The 25,441-nt window shown below is 68.3% G+C and carries 24 protein-coding genes and 1 tRNA gene; 19 read left to right on the plus strand and 6 right to left on the minus strand.

The annotated features are described in order from the left end of the window. The first annotated feature begins 21 nt into the window (after positions 1-21). From QFZ29_RS10485 to iolG, 10 genes are all read left to right on the plus strand, one after another. Positions 22-1,572, plus strand: coding sequence for a CoA-acylating methylmalonate-semialdehyde dehydrogenase (locus QFZ29_RS10485; RefSeq protein WP_306894059.1), 1,551 nt, complete (start codon positions 22-24; stop codon positions 1,570-1,572). A gap of 51 nt (positions 1,573-1,623) precedes the next feature. Further along, entirely contained in the window at positions 1,624-2,535 is a 912-nt protein-coding gene (gene iolB, locus QFZ29_RS10490; RefSeq protein ID WP_306894060.1) for a 5-deoxy-glucuronate isomerase, read from the plus strand. Further along, positions 2,532-4,466 carry a 3D-(3,5/4)-trihydroxycyclohexane-1,2-dione acylhydrolase (decyclizing) gene (iolD, locus tag QFZ29_RS10495; protein ID WP_306894061.1) on the plus strand — a complete coding sequence of 645 codons (1,935 nt, stop codon included), beginning with the start codon at positions 2,532-2,534 and terminating at the stop codon, positions 4,464-4,466. The genes iolB and iolD overlap by 4 nt, the downstream gene beginning before the upstream one ends. Then, complete coding sequence (locus QFZ29_RS10500) at positions 4,463-5,380, plus strand: sugar phosphate isomerase/epimerase family protein (protein ID WP_306894062.1); 918 nt, start codon at positions 4,463-4,465, stop codon at positions 5,378-5,380. The genes iolD and QFZ29_RS10500 overlap by 4 nt, the downstream gene beginning before the upstream one ends. A gap of 38 nt (positions 5,381-5,418) precedes the next feature. Then, the gene (locus tag QFZ29_RS10505; protein WP_306894063.1) at positions 5,419-6,432 is read left to right on the plus strand and encodes a Gfo/Idh/MocA family protein; all 1,014 of its coding nucleotides are present in this window, start codon (positions 5,419-5,421) and stop codon (positions 6,430-6,432) included. Between the two features lie 271 nt (positions 6,433-6,703). Next, on the plus strand, positions 6,704-7,687 hold the full coding sequence (locus tag QFZ29_RS10510; protein WP_306894064.1) for a substrate-binding domain-containing protein: 984 nt from the start codon (positions 6,704-6,706) through the stop codon (positions 7,685-7,687). A 132-nt stretch (positions 7,688-7,819) separates the two neighbouring features. Further along, complete coding sequence (locus tag QFZ29_RS10515; RefSeq protein WP_373426269.1) at positions 7,820-8,782, plus strand: ABC transporter permease; 963 nt, start codon at positions 7,820-7,822, stop codon at positions 8,780-8,782. 32 nt (positions 8,783-8,814) lie between these two features. Further along, positions 8,815-9,687 (plus strand): ATP-binding cassette domain-containing protein, encoded by an 873-nt coding sequence (locus tag QFZ29_RS10520; RefSeq protein ID WP_306896686.1) that lies wholly within the window; start codon positions 8,815-8,817, stop codon positions 9,685-9,687. A 32-nt stretch (positions 9,688-9,719) separates the two neighbouring features. After that, positions 9,720-10,577, plus strand: coding sequence for a TIM barrel protein (locus tag QFZ29_RS10525; protein ID WP_306894066.1), 858 nt, complete (start codon positions 9,720-9,722; stop codon positions 10,575-10,577). Beyond that, a complete protein-coding gene (iolG, locus tag QFZ29_RS10530) occupies positions 10,574-11,584 on the plus strand; it encodes an inositol 2-dehydrogenase (RefSeq protein WP_306894067.1) in 1,011 nt (336 codons plus the stop codon). The genes QFZ29_RS10525 and iolG overlap by 4 nt, the downstream gene beginning before the upstream one ends. Here the strand turns inward: iolG and QFZ29_RS10535 are convergent. Next, positions 11,577-12,593, minus strand: coding sequence for a LacI family DNA-binding transcriptional regulator (locus tag QFZ29_RS10535; protein ID WP_306894068.1), 1,017 nt, complete (start codon positions 12,591-12,593; stop codon positions 11,577-11,579). The genes iolG and QFZ29_RS10535 overlap by 8 nt on opposite strands. A gap of 149 nt (positions 12,594-12,742) precedes the next feature. Between QFZ29_RS10535 and QFZ29_RS10540 the strand changes: the two genes are divergently transcribed. Beyond that, positions 12,743-13,708: a sugar phosphate isomerase/epimerase family protein gene (locus tag QFZ29_RS10540; protein WP_306894069.1), complete on the plus strand. Its 966-nt coding sequence runs from the start codon at positions 12,743-12,745 to the stop codon at positions 13,706-13,708. A gap of 69 nt (positions 13,709-13,777) precedes the next feature. Here QFZ29_RS10540 and QFZ29_RS10545 read toward each other — a convergent pair whose 3' ends face one another. Beyond that, a complete protein-coding gene (locus tag QFZ29_RS10545) occupies positions 13,778-14,539 on the minus strand; it encodes a GntR family transcriptional regulator (RefSeq protein ID WP_306894070.1) in 762 nt (253 codons plus the stop codon). Positions 14,540-14,762: 223 nt separating this feature from the next. On the opposite strand from QFZ29_RS10545, the gene QFZ29_RS10550 reads away from it, so the two are divergent. Both QFZ29_RS10550 and QFZ29_RS10555 read left to right on the plus strand, forming a co-directional pair. Continuing rightward, positions 14,763-15,854, plus strand: a complete 1,092-nt coding sequence (locus QFZ29_RS10550; RefSeq protein WP_306894071.1) for a transaldolase family protein — start codon at positions 14,763-14,765, stop codon at positions 15,852-15,854. Between the two features lie 76 nt (positions 15,855-15,930). Next, positions 15,931-16,012: transfer RNA gene (locus QFZ29_RS10555), tRNA-Leu, on the plus strand. 95 nt (positions 16,013-16,107) lie between these two features. Here the strand turns inward: QFZ29_RS10555 and QFZ29_RS10560 are convergent. Then, on the minus strand, positions 16,108-17,004 hold the full coding sequence (locus QFZ29_RS10560; RefSeq protein ID WP_306894072.1) for an HpcH/HpaI aldolase/citrate lyase family protein: 897 nt from the start codon (positions 17,002-17,004) through the stop codon (positions 16,108-16,110). After that, complete coding sequence (locus tag QFZ29_RS10565) at positions 16,994-18,421, minus strand: cation:dicarboxylate symporter family transporter (RefSeq protein ID WP_306894073.1); 1,428 nt, start codon at positions 18,419-18,421, stop codon at positions 16,994-16,996. The genes QFZ29_RS10560 and QFZ29_RS10565 overlap by 11 nt, the downstream gene beginning before the upstream one ends. 170 nt (positions 18,422-18,591) lie before the next feature. Between QFZ29_RS10565 and QFZ29_RS10570 the strand changes: the two genes are divergently transcribed. From QFZ29_RS10570 to QFZ29_RS10580, 3 genes are all read left to right on the plus strand, one after another. Then, the gene (locus tag QFZ29_RS10570) at positions 18,592-20,223 is read left to right on the plus strand and encodes an ATP-binding protein (protein WP_306894074.1); all 1,632 of its coding nucleotides are present in this window, start codon (positions 18,592-18,594) and stop codon (positions 20,221-20,223) included. Beyond that, a complete protein-coding gene (locus QFZ29_RS10575; RefSeq protein WP_306894075.1) occupies positions 20,216-20,929 on the plus strand; it encodes a response regulator in 714 nt (237 codons plus the stop codon). Before QFZ29_RS10570 ends, QFZ29_RS10575 begins: the two co-directional genes overlap by 8 nt. 133 nt (positions 20,930-21,062) lie before the next feature. Next, positions 21,063-21,287, plus strand: a complete 225-nt coding sequence (locus tag QFZ29_RS10580; protein ID WP_306894076.1) for a hypothetical protein — start codon at positions 21,063-21,065, stop codon at positions 21,285-21,287. Positions 21,288-21,311: 24 nt separating this feature from the next. Here QFZ29_RS10580 and QFZ29_RS10585 read toward each other — a convergent pair whose 3' ends face one another. Next, positions 21,312-22,181 carry an LLM class flavin-dependent oxidoreductase gene (locus tag QFZ29_RS10585; RefSeq protein WP_306894077.1) on the minus strand — a complete coding sequence of 290 codons (870 nt, stop codon included), beginning with the start codon at positions 22,179-22,181 and terminating at the stop codon, positions 21,312-21,314. A 10-nt stretch (positions 22,182-22,191) separates the two neighbouring features. Next, the gene (locus QFZ29_RS10590; protein ID WP_306894078.1) at positions 22,192-23,397 is read right to left on the minus strand and encodes an FAD-dependent oxidoreductase; all 1,206 of its coding nucleotides are present in this window, start codon (positions 23,395-23,397) and stop codon (positions 22,192-22,194) included. Between the two features lie 74 nt (positions 23,398-23,471). Between QFZ29_RS10590 and QFZ29_RS10595 the strand changes: the two genes are divergently transcribed. The 3 genes from QFZ29_RS10595 to QFZ29_RS10605 all read left to right on the plus strand — a co-directional run bounded on the left by QFZ29_RS10595 (position 23,472) and on the right by QFZ29_RS10605 (position 25,426). Beyond that, positions 23,472-23,945 (plus strand): MarR family winged helix-turn-helix transcriptional regulator, encoded by a 474-nt coding sequence (locus QFZ29_RS10595; RefSeq protein ID WP_306894079.1) that lies wholly within the window; start codon positions 23,472-23,474, stop codon positions 23,943-23,945. Between the two features lie 13 nt (positions 23,946-23,958). Then, positions 23,959-24,519, plus strand: coding sequence for a biliverdin-producing heme oxygenase (locus QFZ29_RS10600; RefSeq protein ID WP_306894080.1), 561 nt, complete (start codon positions 23,959-23,961; stop codon positions 24,517-24,519). A gap of 148 nt (positions 24,520-24,667) precedes the next feature. After that, positions 24,668-25,426 carry a DedA family protein gene (locus QFZ29_RS10605; protein ID WP_373426203.1) on the plus strand — a complete coding sequence of 253 codons (759 nt, stop codon included), beginning with the start codon at positions 24,668-24,670 and terminating at the stop codon, positions 25,424-25,426. Positions 25,427-25,441 lie beyond the last annotated feature (15 nt).

The raw sequence follows: 25,441 nt of genomic DNA on the forward strand, positions 1-25,441 counted from the left end.
CCAGAAAGTCGAGAAACACCCATGAGCAACACCACCGAGAACCTCCCGGTCGCAGACCCGTTCGTCGAGGACGGCGGGCTCCCGGTCGTCGGCCACTGGATCGACGGCGCCGTGCACGTCTCGCGCAGCGGTCGCACCTCCCCCGTCTACGACCCCGCGATCGGCCGCCAGACCAAGGAGGTCGCGCTCGCCGACGAGGCGGAGATCGAGCTCGCCATCGCGTCGGCCGCGAAGGCGTTCCCGCGCTGGGCGGCGATGTCGATGACCAAGCGCCAGGCGGTTGTGTTCCGGTTCCGCGAGCTCCTCAACGAACGCAAGCACGAGCTCGCCGAGATCATCACGAGCGAGCACGGCAAGGTCGTCTCCGACGCCGCCGGCGAGGTGCAGCGCGGCCTCGAGGTCGTCGAGCTCGCGACCGGCTTCCCGAACATCCTCAAGGGCGACTACTCCGAGAACGTGTCGACGGGCATCGACGTCTACTCCACCAAGCAGCCGCTCGGCGTGGTCGGCATCATCAGCCCGTTCAACTTCCCCGCCATGGTGCCGATGTGGTTCTTCCCCATCGCGATCGCCGCGGGCAACGCCGTCATCCTGAAGCCGAGCGAGAAGGACCCGTCGGCCGCGATCTGGATGGCCGAGCTCTGGAAGGAGGCGGGTCTGCCCGATGGCGTGTTCAACGTGCTGCAGGGCGACAAGCTCGCCGTCGACGGACTGCTCACCAGCCCCGAGGTGCAGTCGATCTCGTTTGTCGGCTCCACGCCCATCGCGAAGTACATCTACGAGACCGCGGCGAAGCACGGCAAGCGCGTCCAGGCGCTCGGCGGGGCGAAGAACCACATGCTCGTCCTACCCGACGCCGACCTCGACCTCGTCGCCGACCAGGCGATCAACGCGGGCTTCGGCTCCGCCGGCGAGCGCTGCATGGCGATCAGCGTCGTGCTCGCGGTCGAGCCGGTCGCCGACGAGCTCATCGAGAAGATCACCGAGCGCATCGGCAAGCTGCGCATCGGCGACGGCCGAGGCGAGCCCGACATGGGCCCGCTCGTCACGGCGCAGCATCGCGACAAGGTCGCCGCGTACATCGACATCGCCGCCGAGGACGGCGCGACGGTCGTGGTCGACGGCCGTGGCATCGACGTCGACGGCGCCGCCGACGGCTTCTGGCTCGGCCCGACGCTGCTCGACAACGTGCCCACGACGAGCCGCGCGTACACCGAGGAGATCTTCGGACCGGTGCTCTCGGTCGTGCGCGTCGAGAGCTTCCAGGAGGGCGTCGACCTCATCAACTCCGGCGAGTTCGGCAACGGCACCGCCATCTTCACGAACGACGGTGGGGCGGCCCGCCGCTTCCAGAACGAGATCCAGGTCGGCATGATCGGCATCAACGTGCCGATCCCCGTGCCCGTCGCGTACTACTCGTTCGGCGGCTGGAAGGACTCGCTGTTCGGCGACTCGAAGGCCTACGGCATCCAGGGCTTCGACTTCTTCACCCGACAGAAGGCGATCACCTCGCGCTGGCTCGACCCCGCGACCCACGGCGGGATCAACCTCGGGTTCCCGAAGAACGACTGACGCGAGACGATCGATACACGAATCACGAATCACGAAGGAGTGAGGCACGCGATGCACGCGCGCAACGCATGGTTCCACCCGCGCGGCGGGCTCACCCGCAACGGCTGGGAGAGCGTCGTCGACGCGACGCTCTCCGGCTGGGAGCACACCGGCCTGCGCGTGGCCGACCTCGGCGACAGGGGCTCGAGGGAGCTTCCCGCCGCCGGGGTCGAGCGGATCGTCGTCCCACTCGCGGGCAGTTGCGAGGTGGCGTGGGCAACGATCAGCGAGTCCGGCAGCGTGGCGCTCGAGGGCCGGGCGTCCGTGTTCGACGGGCCGACCGACGTGGTGTACCTGCCCGTCGGCACATCGGCGGTGCTCACGGGCCACGGTCGTATCGTTGTAGCTGAGGCGCCGGCCAGCACGCAGCATCCGTTGCAGGTCATCGCGAAGCACGAGGTGCCGGTCGAACTCCGTGGCGCGGGCCGGTCGAGCCGGCAGGTCCACAACTTCGGCACGCCCGGACGCCTCGACGCCGAGAAGCTCATCGTGTGCGAGGTCATCACCCCTGCCGAGAACTGGTCGTCGTACCCAGCCCACAAACACGACGAGCACGTCGACGCGCACGAGTCGCGTCTTGAGGAGATCTACTACTTCGAGTCGGATGTCGCGCGCGGGCTCAGCGCACCGGGCGACGCCGACCCGTTCGGCATGTTCGCCACGTACACCTCCCCCGCGGGCGAGATCGACATCAACGCCATTGTGCGCACGGGCGATGTCGCCCTCGTGCCGTTCGGCTACCACGGGCCCGCCGTCGCGGCGCCCGGCTACGACCTGTACTACCTCAACGTGATGGCAGGCCCCGACGCCGAGCGCGAGTGGCGCATCAGCGACGACCCCGCCCACGCGTGGGTGCGCTCGACCTGGGATGCTCAGGAGATCGACCCGCGCCTGCCCTACGCAGCCGACCCGGAAGGACGATGACGACGTTGGAGACCAAGCAGATGACGGTGGCGCAGGCCCTCGTCGAATTCCTCGCCCGCCAGTGGACCGTCGACGGTGACCTCCGCGAACGCACGATCCCCGGAGTCTTCGGCATCTTCGGCCACGGCAACGTCGCCGGCATCGGGCAGGCGCTGCGCCAGGCGAACGAGCTCGAGCCCGACCTGATGCCGTACTACCAGGCCCGCAACGAGCAGGCGATGGTGCATCAGTCGGTCGGCTATGCACGGATGCACCGCCGTCGCGCGACCTTCGCGTCAGCCGCGTCGGTCGGTCCGGGTGCCGCGAACATGCTCACGGGCGCCGCCCTCGCGACGAGCAACCGCATGCCGGCGCTCCTACTGCCGAGTGACACCTTCGCGACGCGCGTCGCCGACCCGGTGCTGCAGCAGCTCGAGTTCCCGCACGACATCGGCATCCAGGTGACCGACGCGTTCCGTCCGCTCTCGCGCTTCTTCGACCGCGTGCAGCGACCCGAGCAGCTGTACTCGATCGCCCTCGCGGCGATGCGGGTGCTCACCGACCCCGCCGAGACGGGCGCCGTGACGATCGCGCTGCCAGAGGACGTGCAGGCCGAGGCGATCGACGTCCCGCTGGAGTTCCTACAGGATCGCGAGTGGCACATCTCGCGCCCGCTCCCCCAGCGCGGTCAGCTCGAGCGGGCCGTCGCCGCGATCCGCTCGGCCAAGCGGCCCGTGATCGTCGCCGGCGGCGGCGTGATCTACTCGGGAGCCGAGGCCGCGCTCGCGGCGCTCGTCGAGGCGACCGGCATCCCCGTCGGCACCTCGCAGGCCGGCGGCGGCGCGCTGCCGTGGGACCACGCGCAGTACGTCGGCGGCATCGGCGCGACCGGCACGACCGCCGCGAACCGTATCGCCGCCGAGGCCGACGTCGTCATCGGCATCGGCACCCGGTACAGCGACTTCACCACCGCGAGCCGCACCGTGTTCCAGGACCCGGATGTGCGCTTCGTCAACATCAACGTCGCGGGGTTCGACGCCTACAAGCACGGCTCGCAGTTGCCTGTCGTCGCCGACGCGCGCGAGACGCTCGAGGTGCTCCTCGCCGAGCTCGGGGGCTTCCGGGTCGACACCGCGTACGCCGAGCGCATCGCGCGCGAGAAGCGCGAGTGGGATGCCGCGGTCGACGCCGCGTTCGCGCCCACCGGAAGCGACCTGCCGGGCCAGCCCGAGATTATCGGCGCCGTGCAGGCGGCGTCGGCGCCGGAAGACGTGCTCGTGCAGGCGGCCGGGTCGCTGCCGGGCGACCTGCACAAGCTGTGGCGCGTACGCGACCCGCTCGGCTACCACGTCGAGTACGCGTTCTCGTGCATGGGTTACGAGATCGCCGGCGGCCTCGGCGTCAAGCGCGGCGCGCTCACCGACGGCTCGGACCGCGACGTCATCGTCATGGTCGGCGACGGCTCGTACCTGATGCTGCACACCGAGCTCGTCACGGCCGTCGCCGAGGGCATCAAGCTCATCGTCGTGCTCATCCAGAACCACGGGTACGCGTCGATCGGCCATCTCTCCGAGACGGTCGGCTCCGAGCGCTTCGGCACGTGGTACCGGTCGTACGACGAGCAGGCCCGGAACTTCCAGGGCGACGACATCCTCCCGGTGGATCTCGCCGCGAACGCGCGCAGCTACGGCATCGACGTGATCGAGATCGAGCCCGAGCCCCACGCGATCGACCGCCTCGCCGAGGCGATCGCGACCGCGAAGGCGAGCGACCGCTCGACGCTCATCCACATCAACAGCGACCCGCTCGTGTACGCGCCCGACGGCGAGGGTTGGTGGGACGTGCCCGTGGCCGAGGTCTCCGAGCTCGAATCGACGCGGCGCGCCCGCAGCGAGTACGAGCGACTGCGCGAAGCACGACGACCGCTGCTCGGAGAGGAGTCGGACCGGTGAACGCGACCATCGCCGGCGCCCCGGTGAGCTTCGGGGTCTTCGAGATGACCCCCGACGACGCCGAGGTGCTCGACCCCGACGACATGCTCTCGATCCTGCACGAGGCCGGCTACGACGGCGTCGACCTGGGGCCGATCGGCTACTTCGGCAGGGGCGAGGAGCTGCGGCGGCGCCTCGATCGCTGGGGCCTGGATCTCGCCGGCGGGTGGGTGGAGCTTCCGCTGTCGGACGACGCCGGTTTCGAAGCGGCCCTCCCAGGCCTCGACGACGCGCTGCGCGTCTTCGCCGACGCCGCGGAGGCAGGGCCCCGGCTCCTGCCGAAGCCCACACTCGCCGATCACGGCTCACCCGCGCGCAAGGCCCGACCGGGGCGCGGCGCGGCCGAGCACCGGCTCGACGACGCAGCTTGGGAACGGCTCATCGCGAACACGCAGGCCGCTGCCGACCGAGTCCGCGCTGCCGGGTTCGAGCCGACCTTCCATCATCACGCCGGAACCTTCGTGGAATCCCCCGAGGAGATCGACCGGTTCCTGGATCGCGTCGATGTCGGACTCACACTCGACACCGGGCATCTCGTCATCGGCGGTGGAAACCCGCTCGAGGTGCTCCAGCGGTGGGGGGACCGCGTGAACCACCTGCACGTGAAGGATGTCGACCTGGGTGTCCTCGAACGCGTGCTCGCTGCGGGCGGCGGCATGGCGGAGGTCTGGTCGTCGGGCGCGTTCGTCGCGTTCGGCACGGGGGACATCGACGTGACCGCCGTCATGGACGCGGCGGACGCGATCGGCTTCTCCGGGTGGGTCGTCGTCGAACAGGACGTGCTTCCGGGCCGAGACATCTCGTTGGCCGACTTCCGCTCCGAGCGCGAGGCGGACCAGCGACGCAACCGTGACGTGCTCAGGCGATGGTGCTGAGTGAACAAGCAGGAGAAGTCCCACCGCGAGGAGAACGTATGACCCAGAACGATCTGCGCATCGGCGTCGTCGGCGCCGGACTCATGGGTGCCGACCATGTCACCCGCATCACCGAGCGCATCTCGGGCGCTGTCGTTTCGGCGATCGTCGAGCCGGATGCCGCGCGCGCCGAGTCCGCCGTCGACCACGCGCCCGGCGCCCGCGCCTTCAGCCGGATCGAGGACGCGCTCGACGCCAATGCGCTCGACGCCGTGCTCATTGCAACCCCCGGACGCTTCCACGAGCAGGTGTTGCTGCCGGCGTTGGAGGCGGAGCTCCCGATCCTCTGCGAGAAGCCGCTCACGCCCGACTCGACCTCGGCGTGGCGAGTTCTCGAAGCCGAACAGCGTCTGGCCCGGCCGCATATCCAAGTCGGCTTCATGCGCCGCTTCGACGCGGAGTACGCCGAGTTGCGTGCGTTGATCGCGTCAGCGGAGCTCGGTGAGCTGGTCATGCTGCGCTGTGCGCACCGCAACCCCACAGTGCCCGACACGTACACGCAGCAGATGCTCATCAGCGACTCGCTGGTGCACGAGTTCGACGTGGCCCCATGGCTCGCCGGCAGCGACATCGCCTCGATCGAGGTCAAGTACCCGCGCCGGAACTCGCTGTCACCCGAACGCCTGCGCGAGCCGATCCTGGTGCTCATCGAACTCGAGAACGGCGTGCTCGTCGACGTGGAGATGAACGTGGGCGTCCAGTTCGGCTACCAGGTCGCGACCGAAGCGGTCTTCGAGAAGGGCATCGCCCGCATCGGCCAGCCCTCTGGCATGCAGACGTGGCGCGATGGCCGCTTCTCAGTCGGTGACCATATGAGTTTCGTCACCAGGTTCGCACGCGCCTATGACGCACAGGTGCAGCGCTGGGTGGATGCGGCCGGGCGCCTCGCAATCGACGGCCCGAATGCGTGGGACGGCTACAAGGTGGCACTCGCCTGCGAGGCCGGCGTCTCGGCGCTCGACGGCGGCCTCGTCGCCATCGACATCCCGCCGCGACCGGCCTTCTACCGCTGACCTCTCGAAGGCCTGGCGGGTCCGATTCGGCCGCAGAGCTGGTGGTTGACGCAGCGTTCGGTATGTGTAAGTATGACCGGACATAGTTACATAATTCGGAGAAGCGCCCCAGCCACCGCTGCCTCGCGCCAATCCGAAAGGGTGCAAGACAAGTTTGTTATGACAATCTATTGATTAGATATAGCACGTGCTAGCGCAATGCCCAGGCGGTCGAACCGCGAAACCCGCAGCCAACGATGGCAAACGGGGTTTGGATCAAAGGAGATGCAAAATGAAGAACTTCCATCGACGCGCGCTCGTGGCGCTGGCCGCAGCGCCGCTCATCGCCGTGCTCGCGGCATGCACGGCCGGCGGCGGAGAGAGCGAGGCGAATGGCGCCGCAACTGCCGAGGGAGAGCAGCTCAAGGTCGCACTGATCACCCACGCTGTTCCCGGCGACACCTTCTGGGACATCATTCGCAAGGGAGCCGACGCGGCCGCGACGAAGGACAACGTCGAGGTGCTGTACTCCTCGGATCCAGACGGTGGAAAGCAGGCGCAGCTCGTGCAGCAGGCCGTGGATCAGGGCGTCGACGGTATCGTCGTCACCCTGGCGAAGCCTGACGCGCTTGAGGACTCCGTGAAGGCCGCGCTGGCCGCGGGCATTCCGGTCTTCAGCATCAACGCGGGTGAGAACGAATCCCGGGAGTTCGGTGTCCTTGCTCACTTCGGGCAGAACGAGACGGTGGCCGGCCAGGCCGTCGGAGAGCAGCTGAATGCGCAGGGCTCGAAGAAGACGATCTGCATCATTCAGGAACAGGGCCAGGTCGCCCTCGAACAGAGGTGCGCGGGTGTCAAGGACACATTCGCGGGTGCGTTCGAGGTCCTCTATGTCAACAGTGCGGACATGGCCGGCTCGTCGTCGACCATCACCGCGAAGTTGCAGACCGATGGATCGATCGACTCCGTGGTCGCACTCGCGGCGCCGATCGCCCTGGCAGCCATCGACGCCGCGAAGGATGCGGGTTCCAGTGCGAAGATCGGCACGTTCGACCTCAGTAGCGATGCTGTCGACGCCTTGAAGGCAGGCGACCTGGCATTCCTGGTCGACCAGCAGCCCTACCTGCAGGGATACTCGGGCATCGATGCGGTATGGCTGCAACTCACCAACGGCAACGTGCTGGGCGGCGGAGCGCCGGTGTTCACGGGTCCCGCCATCGTGACCGCCGACAACGTGGACGCGGTCGCCGGATTCGCCGCGAACGGGACTCGCTAGACCATGTCCAGCCACACGTTGAGCCCGAATCAGCCCGAGACGGATACACCGAAGGCGGGAACCGACACACTGGTCCGAGACGAGCGGCTCGCGCGAGCGAGCATCTGGGCGAGACTCTTCGTCCGGCCCGAGATGGGTGCATTCGCGGCCGCCGTCGTCCTGTTCGCACTGTTCGCCACGGCATCGCCCATCTTCACGCAGGCGAGCTCGATCGCGACGATCCTCTACGGGGCGTCCACGGTCGGAATCATGGCTGTGGGCGTCTCCCTACTCATGATCGGTGGGGAGGTCGACCTCTCAGCGGGCGTCGCGGTGATCAGTTCCGCGCTGACCGCGGCGTTGTTCGTGACCTCGCTGGGGCTCAACGTGTGGGTGGGCGCCGTGCTCGCGCTCGCATTCTCATTGCTCGTCGGCCTCGTCAACGGCATTCTGCTGGTGCGGACGAAGCTCTCGAGCTTTATCGTGACCCTGGCGAGCTTCTTCATGCTGACCGGCATCAACCTGGGTATGACGAAGTTCATCACGGGCGGCGTCGCCTCCCCCAGCGTGCAGAACCTGGACGGGTATGAAAGCGCGAGGATCGTTTTCGCCTCTGACGTCTCCGTCTTCGGCACGAACGTCAAGATCACGGTCTTCTACTGGATCGCGCTCGTTGCCATCGCCACGTGGCTCCTCCTCCGCACCCGCATCGGCAACTGGATCGCCGCCTCGGGCGGCGCTCCTGATGCAGCGCGCGCGGTAGGCGTGCCGGTGGCGAAGACGAAGATCGGCCTCTACATGGGCGTCGCGTTCTGTGCGTGGCTGCTCGGCATGCACAACCTCTTCGCCTTCAAGACGGTGCAGTCCGGTGAGGGCATCGGAAACGAGTTCCTCTACATCATCGCGGCTGTCGTCGGCGGTTGTCTCATGACCGGCGGATACGGCTCGGCGATCGGTGGAGCGATCGGCGCGCTCATCTACGGCATGGCCCTGAAGGGTGTCGTCTATGCCGAGTGGAATCCCGACTGGCTGAGGTTCTTCCTCGGCGCGATGCTGCTCGGCGCGACGGTACTCAACATCGTGCTTCGAAACCGGGCTGCGAAGGCACGACGATGACCGAATCGACGAGCGAGAGCGAGAACAGGCTCATGGAGAACAGCACGCTTGATCCCGACGGTCCTGCGCTCATCGAGCTGCGCGACGTCGGCAAGAGCTACGGCAACATCGTCGCGCTGCGGGATGTCACGCTCACCGTCCGGCAAGGATCCGTGTCCTGCGTACTGGGAGACAACGGAGCCGGCAAGTCGACGCTGATCAAGATCGTCGCGGGGCTTCACCGGCATGATCAGGGCACGTACACCGTCCGCGGAGAAGACGTCCACCTCAATTCACCGCGGGAGGCTCTTTCCCGCGGCATCGCCACGGTGTACCAGGATCTCGCAGTGGCTCCGCTGATGCCGGTCTGGCGCAACTTCTTCCTCGGCTCGGAGCTCACGAAGGGGCGCGGGCTGCTTCGCCGGCTGGATGTCGCCAAGATGCGGAGGATCGCCAAACAGGAGCTGCTCGACATGGGGATCGACCTTCGGGACGTCGATCAGCCGATCGGAACCCTCTCCGGTGGCGAACGGCAGTGCGTGGCGATCGCGCGGGCAGTCCACTTCGGTGCGAAAGTGCTCATCCTGGATGAGCCGACCGCAGCTCTCGGTGTGAAGCAGTCGGGGGTCGTGCTCAAGTACATCGTGCAAGCCCGGGATCGCGGCCTCGGAGTGATCTTCATCACGCACAACCCGCACCACGCGTTCCCTGTCGGTGACGAGTTCCTGTTGCTCAAGCGGGGCCGCAGCATCGGATATGCGAAGAAATCCGAGATCACGCTCGATGAGCTGACCGCCATGATGGCCGGTGGTGCCGAGCTCGAGGAACTGATCCACGAACTGCAGCGCGCCGGCACGGCGGCAGACACGATCGCCGAGGCCAGCGAGGAGCTCATGCAGATCAACGCCGAGCGGCACGCGCGATGACGCGTCCGTTCGATGCTGGAGCACGATCCGAAATGCCGTTCGTGCTCGCAGCCAGCGCTGAGATGCTCTTCCTCGAATTGCCGTTCGTCGAACGGGTGCAGCGCCTGGATGCGCTCGGCTTCCAGGTGGAGATCTGGGACTGGGCAACGAAGGACCTCCGCGCGCTCGCTGCGACAGGGGCGACGTTCTCCTCGATGACCGGGTACCTGCAGGGGAACCTCACGGATGAGGAGGCGATCGATGCGCTGCTGCGGTCGGCTGAGCAGTCGCTTCGCGCTGCCGACATCATCGACTCGCCCAGGCTGAACCTGCACGGCACCGGCCTCGACAAGGCCGGTTTGCCGGTCTCGCCGCGCGAGACCACGACAGGCGCCGACTGGATGCGTGCGGCGGACACGCTCGAGCGGCTCGCCCTCCTCGGTGAGCGGCACGGCCGCGTATTCACCCTGGAGAACCTCAACACCACGGTCGATCACCCGGGCACCCCGTTCGCCACGGCGCACGACACGTTGACCCTGGTCGAGTTCGTGAACCACCGGAGTCTCCGCCTCAACCTCGACCTGTACCACGCGCAGATCGGCGAGGGTAACCTCATCGATCTCACGACGAGAGCGCTCCCCTACGTCGGCGAGATCCAAGTCGCCGACGTGCCCGGCCGGTTCGAGCCGGGCACAGGCGAGATCCGCTACGAGGCGATCCGGGATGCGCTCGTCGGCCACCGGTACTCGGGCGTGGTCGCGCTCGAGGGCTGGGCCAGAGGTGGCTCAGAGGAAGCGCTCCGCGCATTCCGTTCCGCATTCACCGTATCGAGCGCTGAGCGGGACGCCGAGGACCCGCTCAGGGCAGCGCCCGCATCGACGCCACGTTCCCCCGAAGGATTGATCGCATGACTCCATCCCCGCTCCGCTTCGGCCTGATCGGCACCGGCCGGATCGGCCAAGTGCACGCCGCGAGCATCACTGCCGATCCGGATGCGACTCTCGCATGGGTGGCCGATCCGTTCGTGGAGGGCGCGACGGTACTGGCCGATCGCTACGGTTGCCGGTCAACGGCATCGAGCGAGGAACTCATCACCTCGGGTGAAGTCGACGCGATCCTTGTCGCCTCCTCGACGCCGACGCACGTCGACCTCATCGCCGAATCGGTGGACGCCGGTCTGCCCGTGCTCTGCGAGAAGCCCATCGATCTCGACATCGGCCGTGTCGATGCCCTGCGACCGAAAGTCGCGTCGGCCGGAGTGCCCGTCGCACTCGGCTTCAATCGGCGATTCGACCCGAGTTTCGCGGATGCACGTGAACGCGTCCTCCGCGGGGAGATCGGCGCGCTCGAGCAGCTCTCGATCATCAGTCGCGATCCGTCGGCGCCACCTGCGGCTTACCTTGCAGTCTCCGGGGGGATCTTCCGCGACATGACGATCCACGACTTCGACATGGCCCGGTTCTTCCTGCCCGACATCATCGAGGTCAGCGCCGTCGGCACGAACACCTTCGACGACGGCGCACGGGAGCAGGGCGACTTCGACACCGCGGTGACCGTGCTGCGGTCCGCCTCGGGAGCTGTGGTGACCGTCACGAACTCGCGCCACTGCGCGTTCGGGTACGACCAGAGGATCGAGGCATTCGGTGAAAGGGGCATGATCTCCGTGGAGAACGCCCGGACGAGCCTGGTCAGCGTCTCGACCGCGACCGCGGTCGAGGCGAAGCCGCCGTATCAGAGGTTCTTCCTGGAGCGCTATGCCCAGGCGTACGCGGCCGAGCTCCGTGAGTTCATCAAGCTCGCACGCGGGGAGGCATCGACGAGCCCGACGTTCGAGGACGGGCGAGCCGCGCTCATCCTCGCGGATGCGGCACAGCGAGCCGCGACCGAACGGATCACCGTGCCGGTCGACCTCAGCTGAGCACCCGCGGTGCACCGGTCGTGCTGCGGATGACCAGCTGCGCCCTCACTCGGCGCGCCCACGGCGCGACGTTCGTGCCGCTGAGTCGATCGACCACCGCCTCGACAGCGAGCGCGGAGAGGATTGCCGGATCGTGGCGGATCGTGGTCATCTGGAGGAATCTCAACGAAGCGATGCTGCTGTCGTCGTAGCCCACGATCGAAACGTCGTCGGGGATGCGGATTCCGGTGCGAACGAGCGTTTCGATCACCCCGAACGCGCATCGATCGTTCGCACACGTGATGGCGGTCGGCAACTCGGCTCGTTCGAGAAGCGCCGATGCGGCGGCCGAACCCGCATCCTCGTCGTACGCGCTCGGCACGATCTCCGCCTGCTCTGTCAACCCGCGCCGTGCCATCGCCGCGAGATAGGCGTCCCTGCGCTCATCGGCATTCGGGCCCATTCCACCGTCGATATGCGCGATGCGCGTGTGGCCGAGCCCGGTGAGGTGCTCGATGGCCAGCTCCATGCCCTCTGCATTGTCGACGCGGATATCGTCTCCCGGGGGCGTCGTTCGGGGACCCGACAGCTGCACGACCGGAAGATCCCGTGACTTCAGCGCGCCGCACGTCGCCCGGCCGCCGTCGGTCGCGAGCACGATGAGCGCTTCGATGCGCTGTTGCAAGAGTTCCTCGACGACCATCGCCTGCGGACGACTGGGCGACAGGGGGCCGAGAACGACCGCGTATCCGCGCTCCCGTGCGGCCGTGAAGAGATGCTCGACCAGATCCACCTCGAAGGGCTGGTGCATGGCGTACAGCACGCCGATCTGGTAGCTCCGCCGTTGGCGGAGCAATCGGGCGGAGGCATCCGGCCGGTATCCCATCTCCTCTGCTGCCCGGAGGACCCGTTCGCGGGTCGTAGCGCTGACGCCGCCCAGATCGCGCATCACCAGGGACACCAGCTGCCGAGACACGCCGACGTGATCTGCGACGTCCTTCATGGTGGGCCGGGCGGAGCGAGCGGTCATCACATCAGGATTGCATGGATCGCCGGGAACTCAGCCCGGATCGAGGACGGAGCGGGATCGACGTTCGATCGTCGACTAGCACGTGCTAGTATCGATGCGTGTCGCCGAGGCGACTCGTGGACAACGGCGTACAACGGATCGGATCTCCTGTGCAACTCGGACTCATCACGGACTCCCTCGGCAAGTTCACACTCGACGTCGCTCTCGATCTCGCGGCCGAGATGGGCCTCGCCACCGTCGAGATCGCGACCGGCAACTGGTCGGAGTCCCCGCACGCCGACCTCACAGAGCTCGTGAGCGATGCCGGAGCGCGTCGCCGCCTCCTCGCCTCGATCGAGTCGCGCGGCCTGACACTCAGCGCGCTCAACGCGAACGGCAATCAATTGCACCCGGTGACCGGCGCCGCGCACGATCGTGTCGTCCGTGATTCGATCACGGTCGCATCAGAACTCGGCGTGCCGACGGTCGTGCTGATGTCGGGCCTTCCCGGCGCACGGGGAGAGTCGAGCCCCAACTGGATCACGACGTCGTGGCCACCTGAGACCCTCGAGATCCTCGACTACCAATGGAACGACGTGGCGATCCCGTATTGGGTCGACCTCGCGCAATTCGCGAGGGAACGCGACGTCCGTCTCGCGGTCGAGATGCACGGTCAGCAGCTGGTCTTCAATGTCGCAACGATGCAGCGACTCCAAGGCCTCGTCGGCGACGACGTGGTGGGCGCGAATCTCGACCCCTCTCACCTGATGTGGATGGGAGCAGACATCCTCGCTGTCGTCAGGGCTCTCGGTTCGTCGATCTTTCACGTGCATGCCAAGGACGCCCGCATCGACCGGTCCAACACTGCGGTCAACGGGATCCTCGACACACTTCCGCCGTCAGCAGCAACACTGCGCTCCTGGAACTACGTCACGCTCGGCCTCGGGCATCCCGGTGGCAGCACATTCTGGGCGGACTTCGTCTACGCGCTTCGTTCGGTCGGTTACGACGGGCCGCTGAACATCGAGCACGAGGACATCCTCGTCGGCGCAGTCGAAGGAGTACGACGCTCCGCCGAGCTCATGCGCTCGATCATCATCAGGGAGCCGGCGGACTGGACCCCGGCGGACATCTGACGGCCCCGTGGGACACGCGCCCCCAGCCGGCCCCGCCTGCGTCCGGGTCGGCTCGCCTGGCGGAGCCGTTCAGCGCTCGACGAGCGTCATCTCGAACGAGTAGAGGTCGGGCCGATAGCAGTGCTGGCCCCACTCGACGGCACGGCCGGAGTTGTCGAACGCCGTGCGGGACATGGTCAGCACGGCGGCACCCTTGGGGATGTCGAGCAGTCCTGCCTCCTGCGCCGTGGCCTCGCGTGCGCCGATGCGCTGCTTGGCGACGCGCATGGTCACGCCGCGGGCACGCAACAGCTGGTAGAGCCCGTGCTTCGTGAGGTCGCCGAGGTCGATGTCGGTGAAGTCGGCGGGCAGAACGTTGTCGAGGATCGCGATCGGCACGCTGCCGGCTGAGCGGAGGCGCTTGATGTGCAGCACGGGGCTGCCCGCATCGACGCCGAGTTCCTCGGCCATGCGGTCATCGGCCTCGCCCACCTCCATCGAGAGCACCCGGGTCTCGGGCTTCTGCCCGGAGCGCTCGAGGTCTTCGTACAGGCTCGTGAGCTCGACGCTGCGGCTGACCTTGCCGTGCACGACTTGTGTGCCGATGCCGCGGCGGCGCACGAGGAGGCCCTTGTCGACGAGCTCCTGGATGGCACGGCGGATCGTCGGCCGCGAGAGTCCCAGCCGGTTGCCGAGTGCCACCTCATTCTCGAGTCGCGACCCGGGGGGCAGCCTGCCGTCCTGAATGGCCGCCTCGATGCGACTGGAGATCTGGAAGTACAGCGGCATCGGACCCGAGCGGTCGAGGTCGATGAAGAGATCGACCGGGAGTGTGTGATTCGCGTCCGCCATGCTTGTCCCCGCCCTGTCGCGGCCATCGCAACATGTTGTCAAGACATTAGCAGGCCTTTCCATTTGGCAAAAATGTCAGGTCGGGCGCTGCGACAGATTCGGCTGCGCCTGCGGTTCTGGACTAATGTCCTGACATTCTTACGAATCTCAGGTACGGTGAGAGAACGCACCGCCGCGGAACGCATGAGCGGTGCTCCGACGACGACGACCACGGAGGACCTCGATGACCAACGCAGCGACCACCGAGACCGCAACCATGCCCCTGCGGATCGCGGCCGAGACGACCCCCACGAGCCTCTGGAACGACTCCGCAGACCCGCGCGAGCTCGCCCGGTCCATCGAGTTCGGCGCGGTCGGGGCCACCTGCAACCCCGTGATCGCGCTCACCGCGATTCGCAATGATCTCGACACGTGGGTGCCGCGGATCGAACAGCTGGCGGCGCAGCATCCGACCGCCGGCGAGTCGGAGCTCGGCTGGATGGTCGTCGAGGAGCTCTCCATCGCAGCGGCCCGACTGCTCGAGCCCGAGTTCCGTCGCAGCGGTGGCCGGAACGGGCGCCTCTCGATCCAAACCGATCCGCGCCTTCACCGCGACGAGGCCGCACTCGTGGCCCAAGCCGTTCGCTTCGCCGGCCTGGCGGAGAACATCATCGTGAAGATCCCAGCCACCGCCGTCGGCATCCGCGCGATCGAGGAGGCGACATTCCAGGGCGTGAGCATCAACGCCACCGTCTCGTTCACCGTGCCGCAGGCCCTGGCAGTGGCCGAGGCGATCGAGCGTGGATTCGACCGCCGCAACGCCGCAGGGTTGCCCGAGCGCGAGTTCGGGTCGGTCGTCACGATCATGGGCGGCCGGCTCGACGACTGGCTCAAGACCTGGGTCGAGCGCCATCGCGTGCTCATCGATCCGGGTCACCTCGAGTGGGCGGGCGTCGCCGCACTCAAGCGGGCCCATCATCTCTTCGTCGAGCGCGGCTATCGTTCGCGCGTGCTGTCCGCGGCGTTCCGCAACCACCTGCAGTGGTCCGAGCTCATCGGAGGCGACCTCGTGGTGTCGCCGCCGTTCGACTGGCAGGTGCGCATCAACGAGAACCGGATCCCCGTCGAGCACCGCATCGATCATCCTGTCGACCCCGAGACCATCGCCATCCTCCTCGCGAAGGTGCCCGAGTTCCGCCGCGCCTACGAGCCCGACGGCATGACCGTCGACGAGTTCGCGGACTTCGGTGCCACGCGGCGCACCCTGCGCCAGTTCCTCGAAGCGGATGCCGCGCTCGAGGCGCTCGTGCGCGACATCCTGGTTCCCGCTCCCTGACACGACTCGGCAACCGCTGAAGGCACGCACTCACCGACGGCTCGAGCGGGTCAGCGCCTAGACTGATCGGGCACGCGCGGGAGTGGTGAAATCGGCAGACACGCAGGATTTAGGTTCCTGTGCCTTCGGGCGTGTGGGTTCAAGTCCCACCTTCCGCACTCGATAGCGCGTCGGCTGCGCGGCCCGCGCAGCGAGGAAATCACCGAGGGAAGCACCGACGGTGTCCACGTCAGCGGCTGTCGGCGGCTCCTTGTCAGTCCACGTAGTCGGAGACGTGCACCGTCGCGGCATCCGCTTCGATGCTGAACGCCTCGGCAGCACTGCAGATGGCGCGAGCGCGCGCGATGCGGGGCAGGTCGCTGCCGTCGCGGATGCCGTGGCGCTCGAGTGTCTCGAGCACGTCGAGGGCCCACGCGAGCTCGTCGCCAGAGGGGCTGAGTGCCGTGTTCACCGCGGCGACCTGCTCCTCGCGGAGGCAGAGCCGGCCGGTCATGCCGAGGGATGCTGCATGCCGTGAGGCGCGCCCGAGCACCGAGGGGTCGCGTGGCACGGTGGGTCCGTCGATCGGGCCGGGCAGGCCCGCTGCACGACTCGTGCTCACGAGGCGCGACCGCGCATAGAGCAGCGCGAGCGGGTCGTCGGCCGCGCCGGTGTCGCGGCGGAAGTCGCCGCTGCCGAACGCGAGCCGGCTCACGCCGGGAGCCTGGGCGATGTCGAGCGCCGCTTCGACGCCGCGCGCGCTCTCGACCAAGGCGACGATCGGCAGCTCGTCATCGAGGGCGTCCAACGTGCGACGCACGTGGTCTGGCGCCTCGACCTTCGCGAGCATGACGCCCGTGACGAGCTCGCTGCCGCGACCGCGGATCAGCGCGACATCCGTTCGCCACTCATCGGATGCCGCATCGCCGATGCGCACCCAGGGGCGCAGCCCTGAATCGGCGGCCGCGACGAGGGCACGACGTGCGCGACCCTTGTCGGCGCCCGCGACGCCGTCTTCGAGATCGACGATCACCACATCGGCGGCGGATGTCGCGACGCGGTCTGCGAGGTCGGGCACGGAGCCCGGCACGAGCAGCCACGAACGGGCGAGCCCGACGGGCACCGCGGATGCGGTGCCCGTCGGGGCCGTGACGGCTGACTCAGCGGCCACTGGCCTGCCCAGCCTTCTCCTGCTCCAGGTCACCCACGATCGCGGCGATCGCCTCGGTCGACGGGCGCTCCTCGCGCTCGAGCTCGGCCTGCTCGTCGGGCGAGAGGTGGTCGTCGACGCTCATCGTCGACTCGTCGAACGGCCGGTCGCCGGCGAGCACGCTCGTCAGCTGCTCGCGATCGAGTTGCTTCGTCCATGTGCCCACGAGCAGCGTCGCGACGGCGTTGCCGGTGAAGTTCGTGAGCGCGCGTGCCTCGGACATGAAGCGGTCGATGCCCACGATCACGCCGACGCCGTCGACGAGGTCGGGGCGGTGGGCCTGCAGACCGCCGGCGAGCGTCGCGAGGCCCGCGCCGGTGACGCCGGCGGCACCCTTCGAGGCGACGATCATGAAGAGCAGCAAGCCGATCTGCTCGCCGATCGAGAGCGGCGTGCCCATGGCGCTCGCGATGAACAGCGAGGCCATCGTGAGGTAGATCGCGGTGCCGTCGAGGTTGAACGAGTAGCCCGTCGGCACGGTGATGCCCGCGACCGACTTCGAGACGCCCACGTGCTCCATCTTCGCGATGAGGCGCGGCAGGGCGACCTCGCTCGACGACGTCGACACGATGAGGAGGTACTCGCGACCGAGGTACTTCATCATGCGGAAGATGTTGACCCGGGCGACGGCCCACAGGAGCGATCCGAGCACGCCCACGATGAAGATCGCGCACGTGATGTAGAAGGCGATCATGAGGGTGCCGAGGCTGATGACGGCCGCGATGCCCGTGTTGCCCACGACCGCGGCGATCGCGCCGAACGCACCGATCGGTGCAACCCACATGATCATCGCGAGGATGCGGAACACCAGAGCCTGGATGTGGCGGATCGCTCCGAGGATCGGCGTGCCCTTCGATCCCATCCTCTGCAGGGCGAAGCCGACGAGCAGCGCCACGAACAGCACCTGCAGGATGTTGCCATCGGTGAGCGAGGACAGCATCGACACGGGGATGATCCCGAGGAGGAACTCGGTCGTGGTCTTCGGCTCGAGCGTGCTCGTGTCGTACGAGGCGCCGGTGATGTTGAGGCCCTCACCCGGGTGGATGATGTTGCCGACGACGAGGCCGATGCCGAGCGCGAAGGTCGACATGACCATGAAGTACAGCAGTGCCAGGCCGCCGACCTTGCCGACGGTCGCCGCTTTCGCGATCGATCCGACGCCGAGCACGATCGTGCAGAAGATGATCGGGGCGATCATCATCTTGATGAGCAGCACGAACGCGTCGCCGATCGGCTTCAAGCCGACCGCGAACTCGGGAACGACGAGTCCCACCGTGATACCGGCGAGCACGGCCACGATGACCGCGATGTAGAGGTAGTGGGAGGAGTCGATCCTCCGCCGGGGCTTCGTGCCCTCGGTGCGAGACTGGAGCGCCATTGCCGTCCCTTGCCTTCCTTGGTCGTCATCGCCGGTCGGCGACGAACTGCGGGGTATCGACCAAGGATGCGATGACGGATGCCGCGGCATCCGCTTGTGTTCATACTGTTCGCGGTGCACGCCCGCCTCCGCCTGTCTAGAGTGATGACGGGCAGCGTTGCGAGGTGAGAATGAAGCAGTGGATCCGGGACTGGAGCATCGCCGCGAAGCTCTTCGCCCTCCAGCTCGTGATGATCGTGGCGCTCGCGACGCTCGCCGTCGTCTGGATCTGGGCCGACGCCCGTACCGACGTCGAGCGGGATGCCGCCGCGAAGAGCCTCGCGGTGGCCGAGACCCTCGCCGCCGACCCGTTCGTCGAGACCTCCCTCGGCACAGGCGATCCGACGGCTCGCCTGCAGCCGTATGCGGTCGAGGTGATGGCCGACGCCGGCGTGGACTTCATCACGATCATGGCGCCCGACCGCACCCGCTACACGCATCCAGACCCCGCGCAGATCGGCAAGGAGTTCCTCGGCAACATCGACCGCGCCCTCGAGGGCGACGCGTTCACGGAGACGTACACCGGCACCCTCGGCCCGTCGGTGCGAGCGGTCGTGCCGGTCGAGACCGATGCGGGTGACGTGATCGCGCTCGTCGCCGTCGGCGTCACCGTCTCGAACACCGAGGTCGCGCTCGGCGGCCGCGTCGCGACCGTCATCGGCGCGGCCCTCGCGATGACCGGCATCGGGGCGGTCATCGCGTGGCTCCTCAGCCGGTACCTGCGGCGCGTCACGTGGGGGCGCGGCGCAGAGGAGATGAGCCGCATGTTCTCGTACTACGAGGGCGTGCTGCACTCCATCGGCGAGGGCCTCGTGCTGCAGGACCGGTCGAACGCGATCGTGCTCTACAACGACCGCGCCGCCGAACTGCTGGGGTTGCCGCGGCGCGAGCGCCGGGATCCGGGCCACGTGGTCCCGCTCGCCGATCTCGACCTTCCGCCCGCCGTCGCCGAGGTGTTCGGGCGCAGTGACGCGGTCGTCGACGAGATCGCGATCACCCCGACGCACGTGCTCGTGATCGATCGCGACGTCATCGTCTCGCAGGAACGCGGTCGGGGCGGCGGCCTCATCGGATCCGTGACGACTCTCCGCGACCACACCGAGCTGCAGGAGCTCACCGGCGAGCTCGAGACGATGACGACGCTCTCCGATGCGCTCCGCTCGCAAGCGCACGAGTTCGCGAACCGGCTGCACACGATCATCGCGCTCATCGAACTCGATCGGGCAGCGGATGCCGCGGCCCTCGCGAGCTCTGAGCTCGCCCTCAGCCAGGCGCTCGCCGACCGCCTGCTGTCGGCCGTCGAGGAACCCGTGCTCCTCGCGCTGCTGCTCGGCAAGGCCGCGCAGGCCAGCGAACGCGGCATCGCGTTCGACATCGACCTGCCCGCCCGGCTCGAGGCGACGTCGGTGCCCGCTCGCGACCTCATCACGATCGTCGGCAACCTCATCGACAACGCGCTCGACGCGGCGGCGGCGACCCCGACGCCTCGCGTCGACGTCGCCGTCGAGCTGATGGCCGGCGAACTGCGCATCGCGGTGAGCGACAGCGGTGGCGGGCCCGCCGATGCCGATCGCGTCTTCGATCTCGGCGTCACCACGAAGCGAGCGGCGGGGCACGGCATCGGGCTCGCGCTCGTGCGGCAGACCGTCGTGCGTCTCGGCGGCCGCATCGGCGTGCACGGGTCGACGTTCGAGGTGACGCTTCCGGTCACCACGCCGTCATCGGCGCCGGCTGCCGCAGCGCAGGAGGTTCCGGATGTCTGAGCCGCACGTGTCTCAACCGATCCGGGTGCTCGTCGTCGAAGACGAGCCCGTCACCGCAGATGCGCACGCCGCCTACCTCGCGCGGGTCGACGGATTCACCGTCGCCGGCATCGCGCACACGGGCCACGAGGCGATCCGGCTGCTCCGCGACTCGAGGGAAGGCCGCATTCCCCCGATCGACCTCATCCTCCTCGACGTGAACCTGCCCGACACGACGGGCATCGACCTGTGCCGCTCGCTCCGTGCGTCGGGCATCGAGATCGACGTGATCGCCGTCACCGCGGTGCGCGACGCCGCGGTCGTGCGCTCGGCCGTCTCACTCGGCATCGTGCAATATCTCATCAAGCCGTTCAACTTCGCGGCCTTCGCCGAGAAGCTGCAGGCCTACCGCGACTACCACGGACGCGTTGGTTCCGCCGTCGTCACCGACCAGCAGGAGGTGGATGCCTCGTTCGCGGCGCTTCGCACCTCATCGAGCGCCGACCTCCCCAAGGGCCTCACGCGCGAGACCCTCGATCGGGTGCGCGTCGCCGTGCGCGACTCCCCCGCCGGCGCGATGTCGGCCGCCGAGCTCGCCGCCGAGCTCGACCTCTCTCGCGTCACCGCTCGCCGTTACCTGGAGCACCTCGCCGACACCGGCATCGTCGAACGAGCGGGCCGCTACGGAACCCCCGGCCGGCCCGAGGTCGAGTACCGCCGTCGCTGAGGCCCGCTCGTTCCGCGCAACCCAGGGCACGACGGCATGAATCAGGCGCAGCGCAAGCCTCTGTCGGTCGGCGGCCCGTCGAGATACGTTCGTGCCACCAGTGGTATGTACGTGTCACGAGAGGAACGTGATCATGGCTGATTTCGTCGACCCGATCGAGGAACCGCAGACGCACCTCGACCGCGACGCTGACGCACCGCTCGATCCGGATCTGGACAACGAGGATCTGCTCACCTCGGCCGAAGCCGACCGGCGCGCGGCGGCGGCCGGTACGAAGCCTGAGGACGGCACCGAGGTGACGAGCGCGAGCGAGGGCGATCCGATGGACGACACAACGCCCGTCGACAACCTCGAATAGGCATTACGAAGCCGCCGCCGCTCGTCACGCGCGCGGCGGCCCGGCGCGCACGCGGTCGCGGGCGTAGTCGGCGACCCGGTGGGCGGGCACGCTCCAGTCGGATTCGAGCCACCACGTGGCGCCCGCGTCGGCCCATGGGCGCACGATCGCGGCGTCCGCTTCGGCATCGGTGCCGCTCGTGGCGCCCTCCTGCACGACGTCGAACGGGGCGTCGCCGAGGCCGGCCTGCTCGCGTTCGGCGCGGATCCACGCGGCCGCCTCGGCGGCGATCTCGGGCGTGTAGGTTCGCTGTTGCAGGAGCGGGTCGATGCCGTCGGCTTCGGGCGGTGCGTAGTTCGGAATCCAGCCGTCGTAGCGGGCGACGCGGCGCATCGAGCGCTTGCGCGGCCACACGCCGACGACCCACGTGGTGATGCGCGGTTCCTGGACGATGGCGGGCGGCAGCATCGAGTCGGTGCGGTGCGCGTGGTAGTGCTCACCCTCGTACTCGAACGGCTCGCCGCGCCAGAGGGGCTGCAGGAGCTCGAGTCCCTCGTCGAGGAGCTCGGCGCGCACCTTGCGGCCGGGGTCGTCTTCGAAGATCCAGAAGCGCTGCTCGACCTCGGCCGGCACGCCGAGCCCCGCAGAGAGGATGACCCGGCCGTTCGAGAGCCGGTCGACCGTCATCGTCTGCCCGGCGAGCTCCCACGGGCGCCGACGCGGCACGGGCGTGAGCATGGTGCCGAGCCGGATGCGGTCGGTCACCATCGCCGCGGCCGCGAGCGTCGCCCACGGATCGGTCGCCCAGATGCCCTCCCACACGAAGAAGGCGTCCCAACCGGATGCCTCGGCGAGCGGCGCGAGCTCGACCGCCAGGTTCGGATCCGTGCCGGTGAAGATGAACCCGTACTTCATGCGATCGACGCTATCCCCGACCCCCGACAGCGGGCTCACTCCACGTGATCTCGTGGTTGTAGAGCCAGTCGTTGCGGGTGTCGTCGCGCGCCTTCTTCAGGAACATCGGCAGCATGGCGTCGCGGATGGCGATGCCGAGCCGCGACGTCGTCACCCGCTTCTGCTTGTTGATGGCGCGGGCATAACCCACGACCGCTTCGGCGCGCGGCTGGCGCACGTGCTGGTACTCGGCGAACGCGCCGATGTGATCGGGTTCGTCGCGCAGGCACCGCGCGAGGGTGACGGCATCTTCGAGGGCGAGGGATGCCCCCTGGCCGGCGCTCGGCGAGATGGCGTGCACGGCATCGCCGACCGCCACGACCCGGCCGCGGCTCCAGTGCGGCACGTGCGCGAGGTCGTCTATCGGGTAGCCGCCCACCTCGCCGCTCGCGTGCTCGAGGATCTGCGGCACGGGATACGGATCGTCGGCGTGCAGCTCGCGCAGCTCCGCGAGCCACTCCCCCGCGGTCACCGTTCGCAGCGCAGCGCGGTCGGTCGCCGGGTGCGTGATGTTCGCGAACCAGTACACCTCGCCGCCGTCGCGCACGAGGTAGCCGAAGAAGGAGCGGCGGCCGAAGACCATGTGCTGTGTCTCGGGCGTCGGCGCGAGTCCTGGCACGTGGGCGAACCCGCCGAGGCCGACGAGTCCGCTGTACTCGGGTGCCGGGGCGGCCGGGTCGATGTGCCGGCGGGTGGGCGAGCCGATGCCGTCGGCGCCGATGAGGAGGTCGCCGGTCGCGGTGCGGCCGTCGGCGAACATCGCGTGCACCGCGGCATCCGTCTCCTGAATGGATTCGAGGCGCGCCCCGAAGGTGATCGGGATGCCGGCCTCCTGCACGGCCTCGCGCAGCACGCGATGCAGGATGCCGCGGCGCACGACGACGCCGCCGCGCTCGGGGTCGCGGGCGGGGCCGTTCGGCACCGTGCCGAGCTGCTTCCCGGTGCTCGACCACATGGCCATGTGCGGCGAGCGGTGCCCCCCGCTGACGAGCCGCTCGCGCAGCCCGAGGTGCTCCAGCACGGCGAGCCCGTTGCTTGCGACATTGAGGAACAGTCCCGCGTACTCGTCGGGTTGTTCGGCGGCTTCGAAGATCTCGACCTGCCAGCCGGCGCGATGGAGGAAGAGAGCGACGGCGGGGCCGGCGACTCCGCTTCCGATGATGAGGGCCCGTGACATGGGATGCTCCTTGAGTACACTGAAGCGAGACTCTCGATCATAGAGTCTCTCGATAGTAGAGAGAATACGAGCGGATGGCCGAGAAGTCAACGCGCGATCGAGAGATCGAGCGCGCCGGCGAGGTGATGCGCGAGTTCATGGCTCGCGCCGTGCTCTTCCAGGAGGCGGTCGCGAAATGGGGAGGCCTGAACAGCACCGACCTGCAGTGCGCGAGCCTCCTCATGAGCCAGGGCCCCGCGACGCCGGGTGAGCTCGCCGACCGCGCCGGGCTCACCGCCGGCGGAGGCATCACCACCGCGATCGATCGACTCGAGCGGGCCGGCTTCGTCACCCGCGAACGAGACCCGAACGATCGCCGCCGGGTCATCGTCACGGCGAACGCCGGCGCGATCCTCGAACGCTTCGGCGAGGTCTACGGCCGGGTCGGCGCCCGCTGGAACGACTACCTCGAAACCCTGAGCGACGAACAGGTCGCGTTCGCCAACGAGCTCTTCTCGCGTGCCGCCGAGTTGAACCGCGACGAGATCGACCGGCTCCGCGGGCAATGAGGCGCCTGCCAGAGTGCCACGAATCGCGGCTCGCACTACCGCCCACGCTTCGAGCGCCCTCTCACTTGCCGAGTACACGCGCTATCTCGCGCAGCTCGCGTGGGTGTACGAGGCCCTCGAGGAACGCGGCAGCCGTGAGGGCGACCCCGCCGTCTTCGATCCGGCACTCGCGCGCATGGCCGCGATCGACGCCGACCTGGCCGAACTCGGGGCATCCGACTGGCGGGCGGCCCACCCGCCGCTGCCCGCGACGGCCGCGTACGCATCGCACCTGCGCGAGATCCAGCGCGACGACGTGCGCTACCTCGCACACCATTACACGCGCTACCTCGGCGACCTCTCGGGCGGCCAGGCGATCGCCAAGCTCGTCGCGCGGCACTACAGCGCCACGCCCGATCAACTCGCCTTCTCCCGGTTCGACGTCGCCGAGCGCAGCGCCGAGCGCTACAAGCGCCGCTACCGCGAGGCGATGAACGACCTCGCACTCTCGCCCGAGCAGATCGAGGTGCTCATCGACGAGGTGCGGGCATCGTTCCGCTTGAACGGCGCCGTCTTCGAGGAGCTGGCGGGCTGAGCGACGGATGCCGCGGGCGGGCGTCATCCTCGCGGATGATTCGTCGCCCGCGCTCGGCCGGCCGAGGCAACCGCTGGGTAGACTTCAACGACACCACGACGCCTGATGACCCGGCATCCGCCGCGTCCGACGACAGGAGCCTCTTCCCGTGATCCACACCGCCCTCATCCCGTGGCTCGACCCCGAGACGATCATCGCGTCGGCCGGCCCCTGGGCGCTTCTGGTGGTCTGCTTCATCGTCTTCGCCGAGACCGGCCTGCTCGTCGGCTTCCTCCTGCCGGGCGACACGCTGCTCGTCATCTCCGGTCTGCTCTCGAACCCCGAACTGGTGCCGCCGAACGGCGTGTTCGGCGTGAACGTCTGGCTCGTGTCGATCCTCATCGGGCTCGCGGCGTTCGCGGGCGGCGAGGTCGGTTACGAGATCGGGCACCGTGGCGGGCCGAAGGTGTTCGAGCGCAAGGAGAGCGGGGTCTTCAGCGTCAAGAACGTCGAACGCACGAACGCGTTCTTCGAGCGGTTCGGTGGGCTCACGATCATCCTCGCGCGCTTCGTGCCGATCGTCCGTACCTTCGCCCCCGTCGCCGCGGGCGTCGGCCACATGAAGCGCCGGCGGTACTCGCTCTACAACTTCATCGGCGCCCTGATCTGGGGCTTCGGCCTCACGATGCTCGGTTTCGTCGTCAGCTTCATTCCGCCGGTCGCGTTCATCGTGCGCGAGTACATCGACATCATCCTGCTCGTCGCGGTGGGCGGCACGGCGCTCATCACGCTCTGGCACTACTTCAGCGAGCGCCACAAGGCGAAGAAGGCCGCCGCCGCGGGCGAAGACGTCACCACCGACGAGAACGAGGCCGAGCATCTCGCGCTCGACCCGAAGATCTTCGAGCGCCGGGCCGACGAGCACTGAACGCACCTCCGGTCA

It is taken from the genome of Agromyces albus (assembly GCF_030815405.1).
Classification (GTDB): domain Bacteria; phylum Actinomycetota; class Actinomycetes; order Actinomycetales; family Microbacteriaceae; genus Agromyces; species Agromyces albus_A.

Excerpts from the sequence above, each read along its gene's own strand:
- QFZ29_RS10550 (WP_306894071.1), top strand. The coding sequence starts at position 14,763 with ATGACCAACGCAGCGACCACCGAGACCGCAACCATGCCCCTGCGGATC.
- QFZ29_RS10510 (WP_306894064.1), top strand. The coding sequence starts at position 6,704 with ATGAAGAACTTCCATCGACGCGCGCTCGTGGCGCTGGCCGCAGCGCCG.
- QFZ29_RS10545 (WP_306894070.1), bottom strand. The coding sequence starts at position 14,539 with ATGGCGGACGCGAATCACACACTCCCGGTCGATCTCTTCATCGACCTC.
- QFZ29_RS10520 (WP_306896686.1), top strand. The coding sequence starts at position 8,815 with ATGGAGAACAGCACGCTTGATCCCGACGGTCCTGCGCTCATCGAGCTG.
- QFZ29_RS10590 (WP_306894078.1), bottom strand. The coding sequence starts at position 23,397 with ATGTCACGGGCCCTCATCATCGGAAGCGGAGTCGCCGGCCCCGCCGTC.
- QFZ29_RS10535 (WP_306894068.1), bottom strand. The coding sequence starts at position 12,593 with ATGACCGCTCGCTCCGCCCGGCCCACCATGAAGGACGTCGCAGATCAC.
- QFZ29_RS10525 (WP_306894066.1), top strand. The coding sequence starts at position 9,720 with ATGCCGTTCGTGCTCGCAGCCAGCGCTGAGATGCTCTTCCTCGAATTG.
- QFZ29_RS10485 (WP_306894059.1), top strand. The coding sequence starts at position 22 with ATGAGCAACACCACCGAGAACCTCCCGGTCGCAGACCCGTTCGTCGAG.
- QFZ29_RS10575 (WP_306894075.1), top strand. The coding sequence starts at position 20,216 with ATGTCTGAGCCGCACGTGTCTCAACCGATCCGGGTGCTCGTCGTCGAA.
- QFZ29_RS10580 (WP_306894076.1), top strand. The coding sequence starts at position 21,063 with ATGGCTGATTTCGTCGACCCGATCGAGGAACCGCAGACGCACCTCGAC.
- QFZ29_RS10565 (WP_306894073.1), bottom strand. The coding sequence starts at position 18,421 with ATGGCGCTCCAGTCTCGCACCGAGGGCACGAAGCCCCGGCGGAGGATC.
- QFZ29_RS10570 (WP_306894074.1), top strand. The coding sequence starts at position 18,592 with ATGAAGCAGTGGATCCGGGACTGGAGCATCGCCGCGAAGCTCTTCGCC.
- iolB (WP_306894060.1), top strand. The coding sequence starts at position 1,624 with ATGCACGCGCGCAACGCATGGTTCCACCCGCGCGGCGGGCTCACCCGC.
- QFZ29_RS10515 (WP_373426269.1), top strand. The coding sequence starts at position 7,820 with ATGGGTGCATTCGCGGCCGCCGTCGTCCTGTTCGCACTGTTCGCCACG.
- QFZ29_RS10505 (WP_306894063.1), top strand. The coding sequence starts at position 5,419 with ATGACCCAGAACGATCTGCGCATCGGCGTCGTCGGCGCCGGACTCATG.
- iolD (WP_306894061.1), top strand. The coding sequence starts at position 2,532 with ATGACGACGTTGGAGACCAAGCAGATGACGGTGGCGCAGGCCCTCGTC.
- QFZ29_RS10595 (WP_306894079.1), top strand. The coding sequence starts at position 23,472 with ATGGCCGAGAAGTCAACGCGCGATCGAGAGATCGAGCGCGCCGGCGAG.
- QFZ29_RS10585 (WP_306894077.1), bottom strand. The coding sequence starts at position 22,181 with ATGAAGTACGGGTTCATCTTCACCGGCACGGATCCGAACCTGGCGGTC.
- iolG (WP_306894067.1), top strand. The coding sequence starts at position 10,574 with ATGACTCCATCCCCGCTCCGCTTCGGCCTGATCGGCACCGGCCGGATC.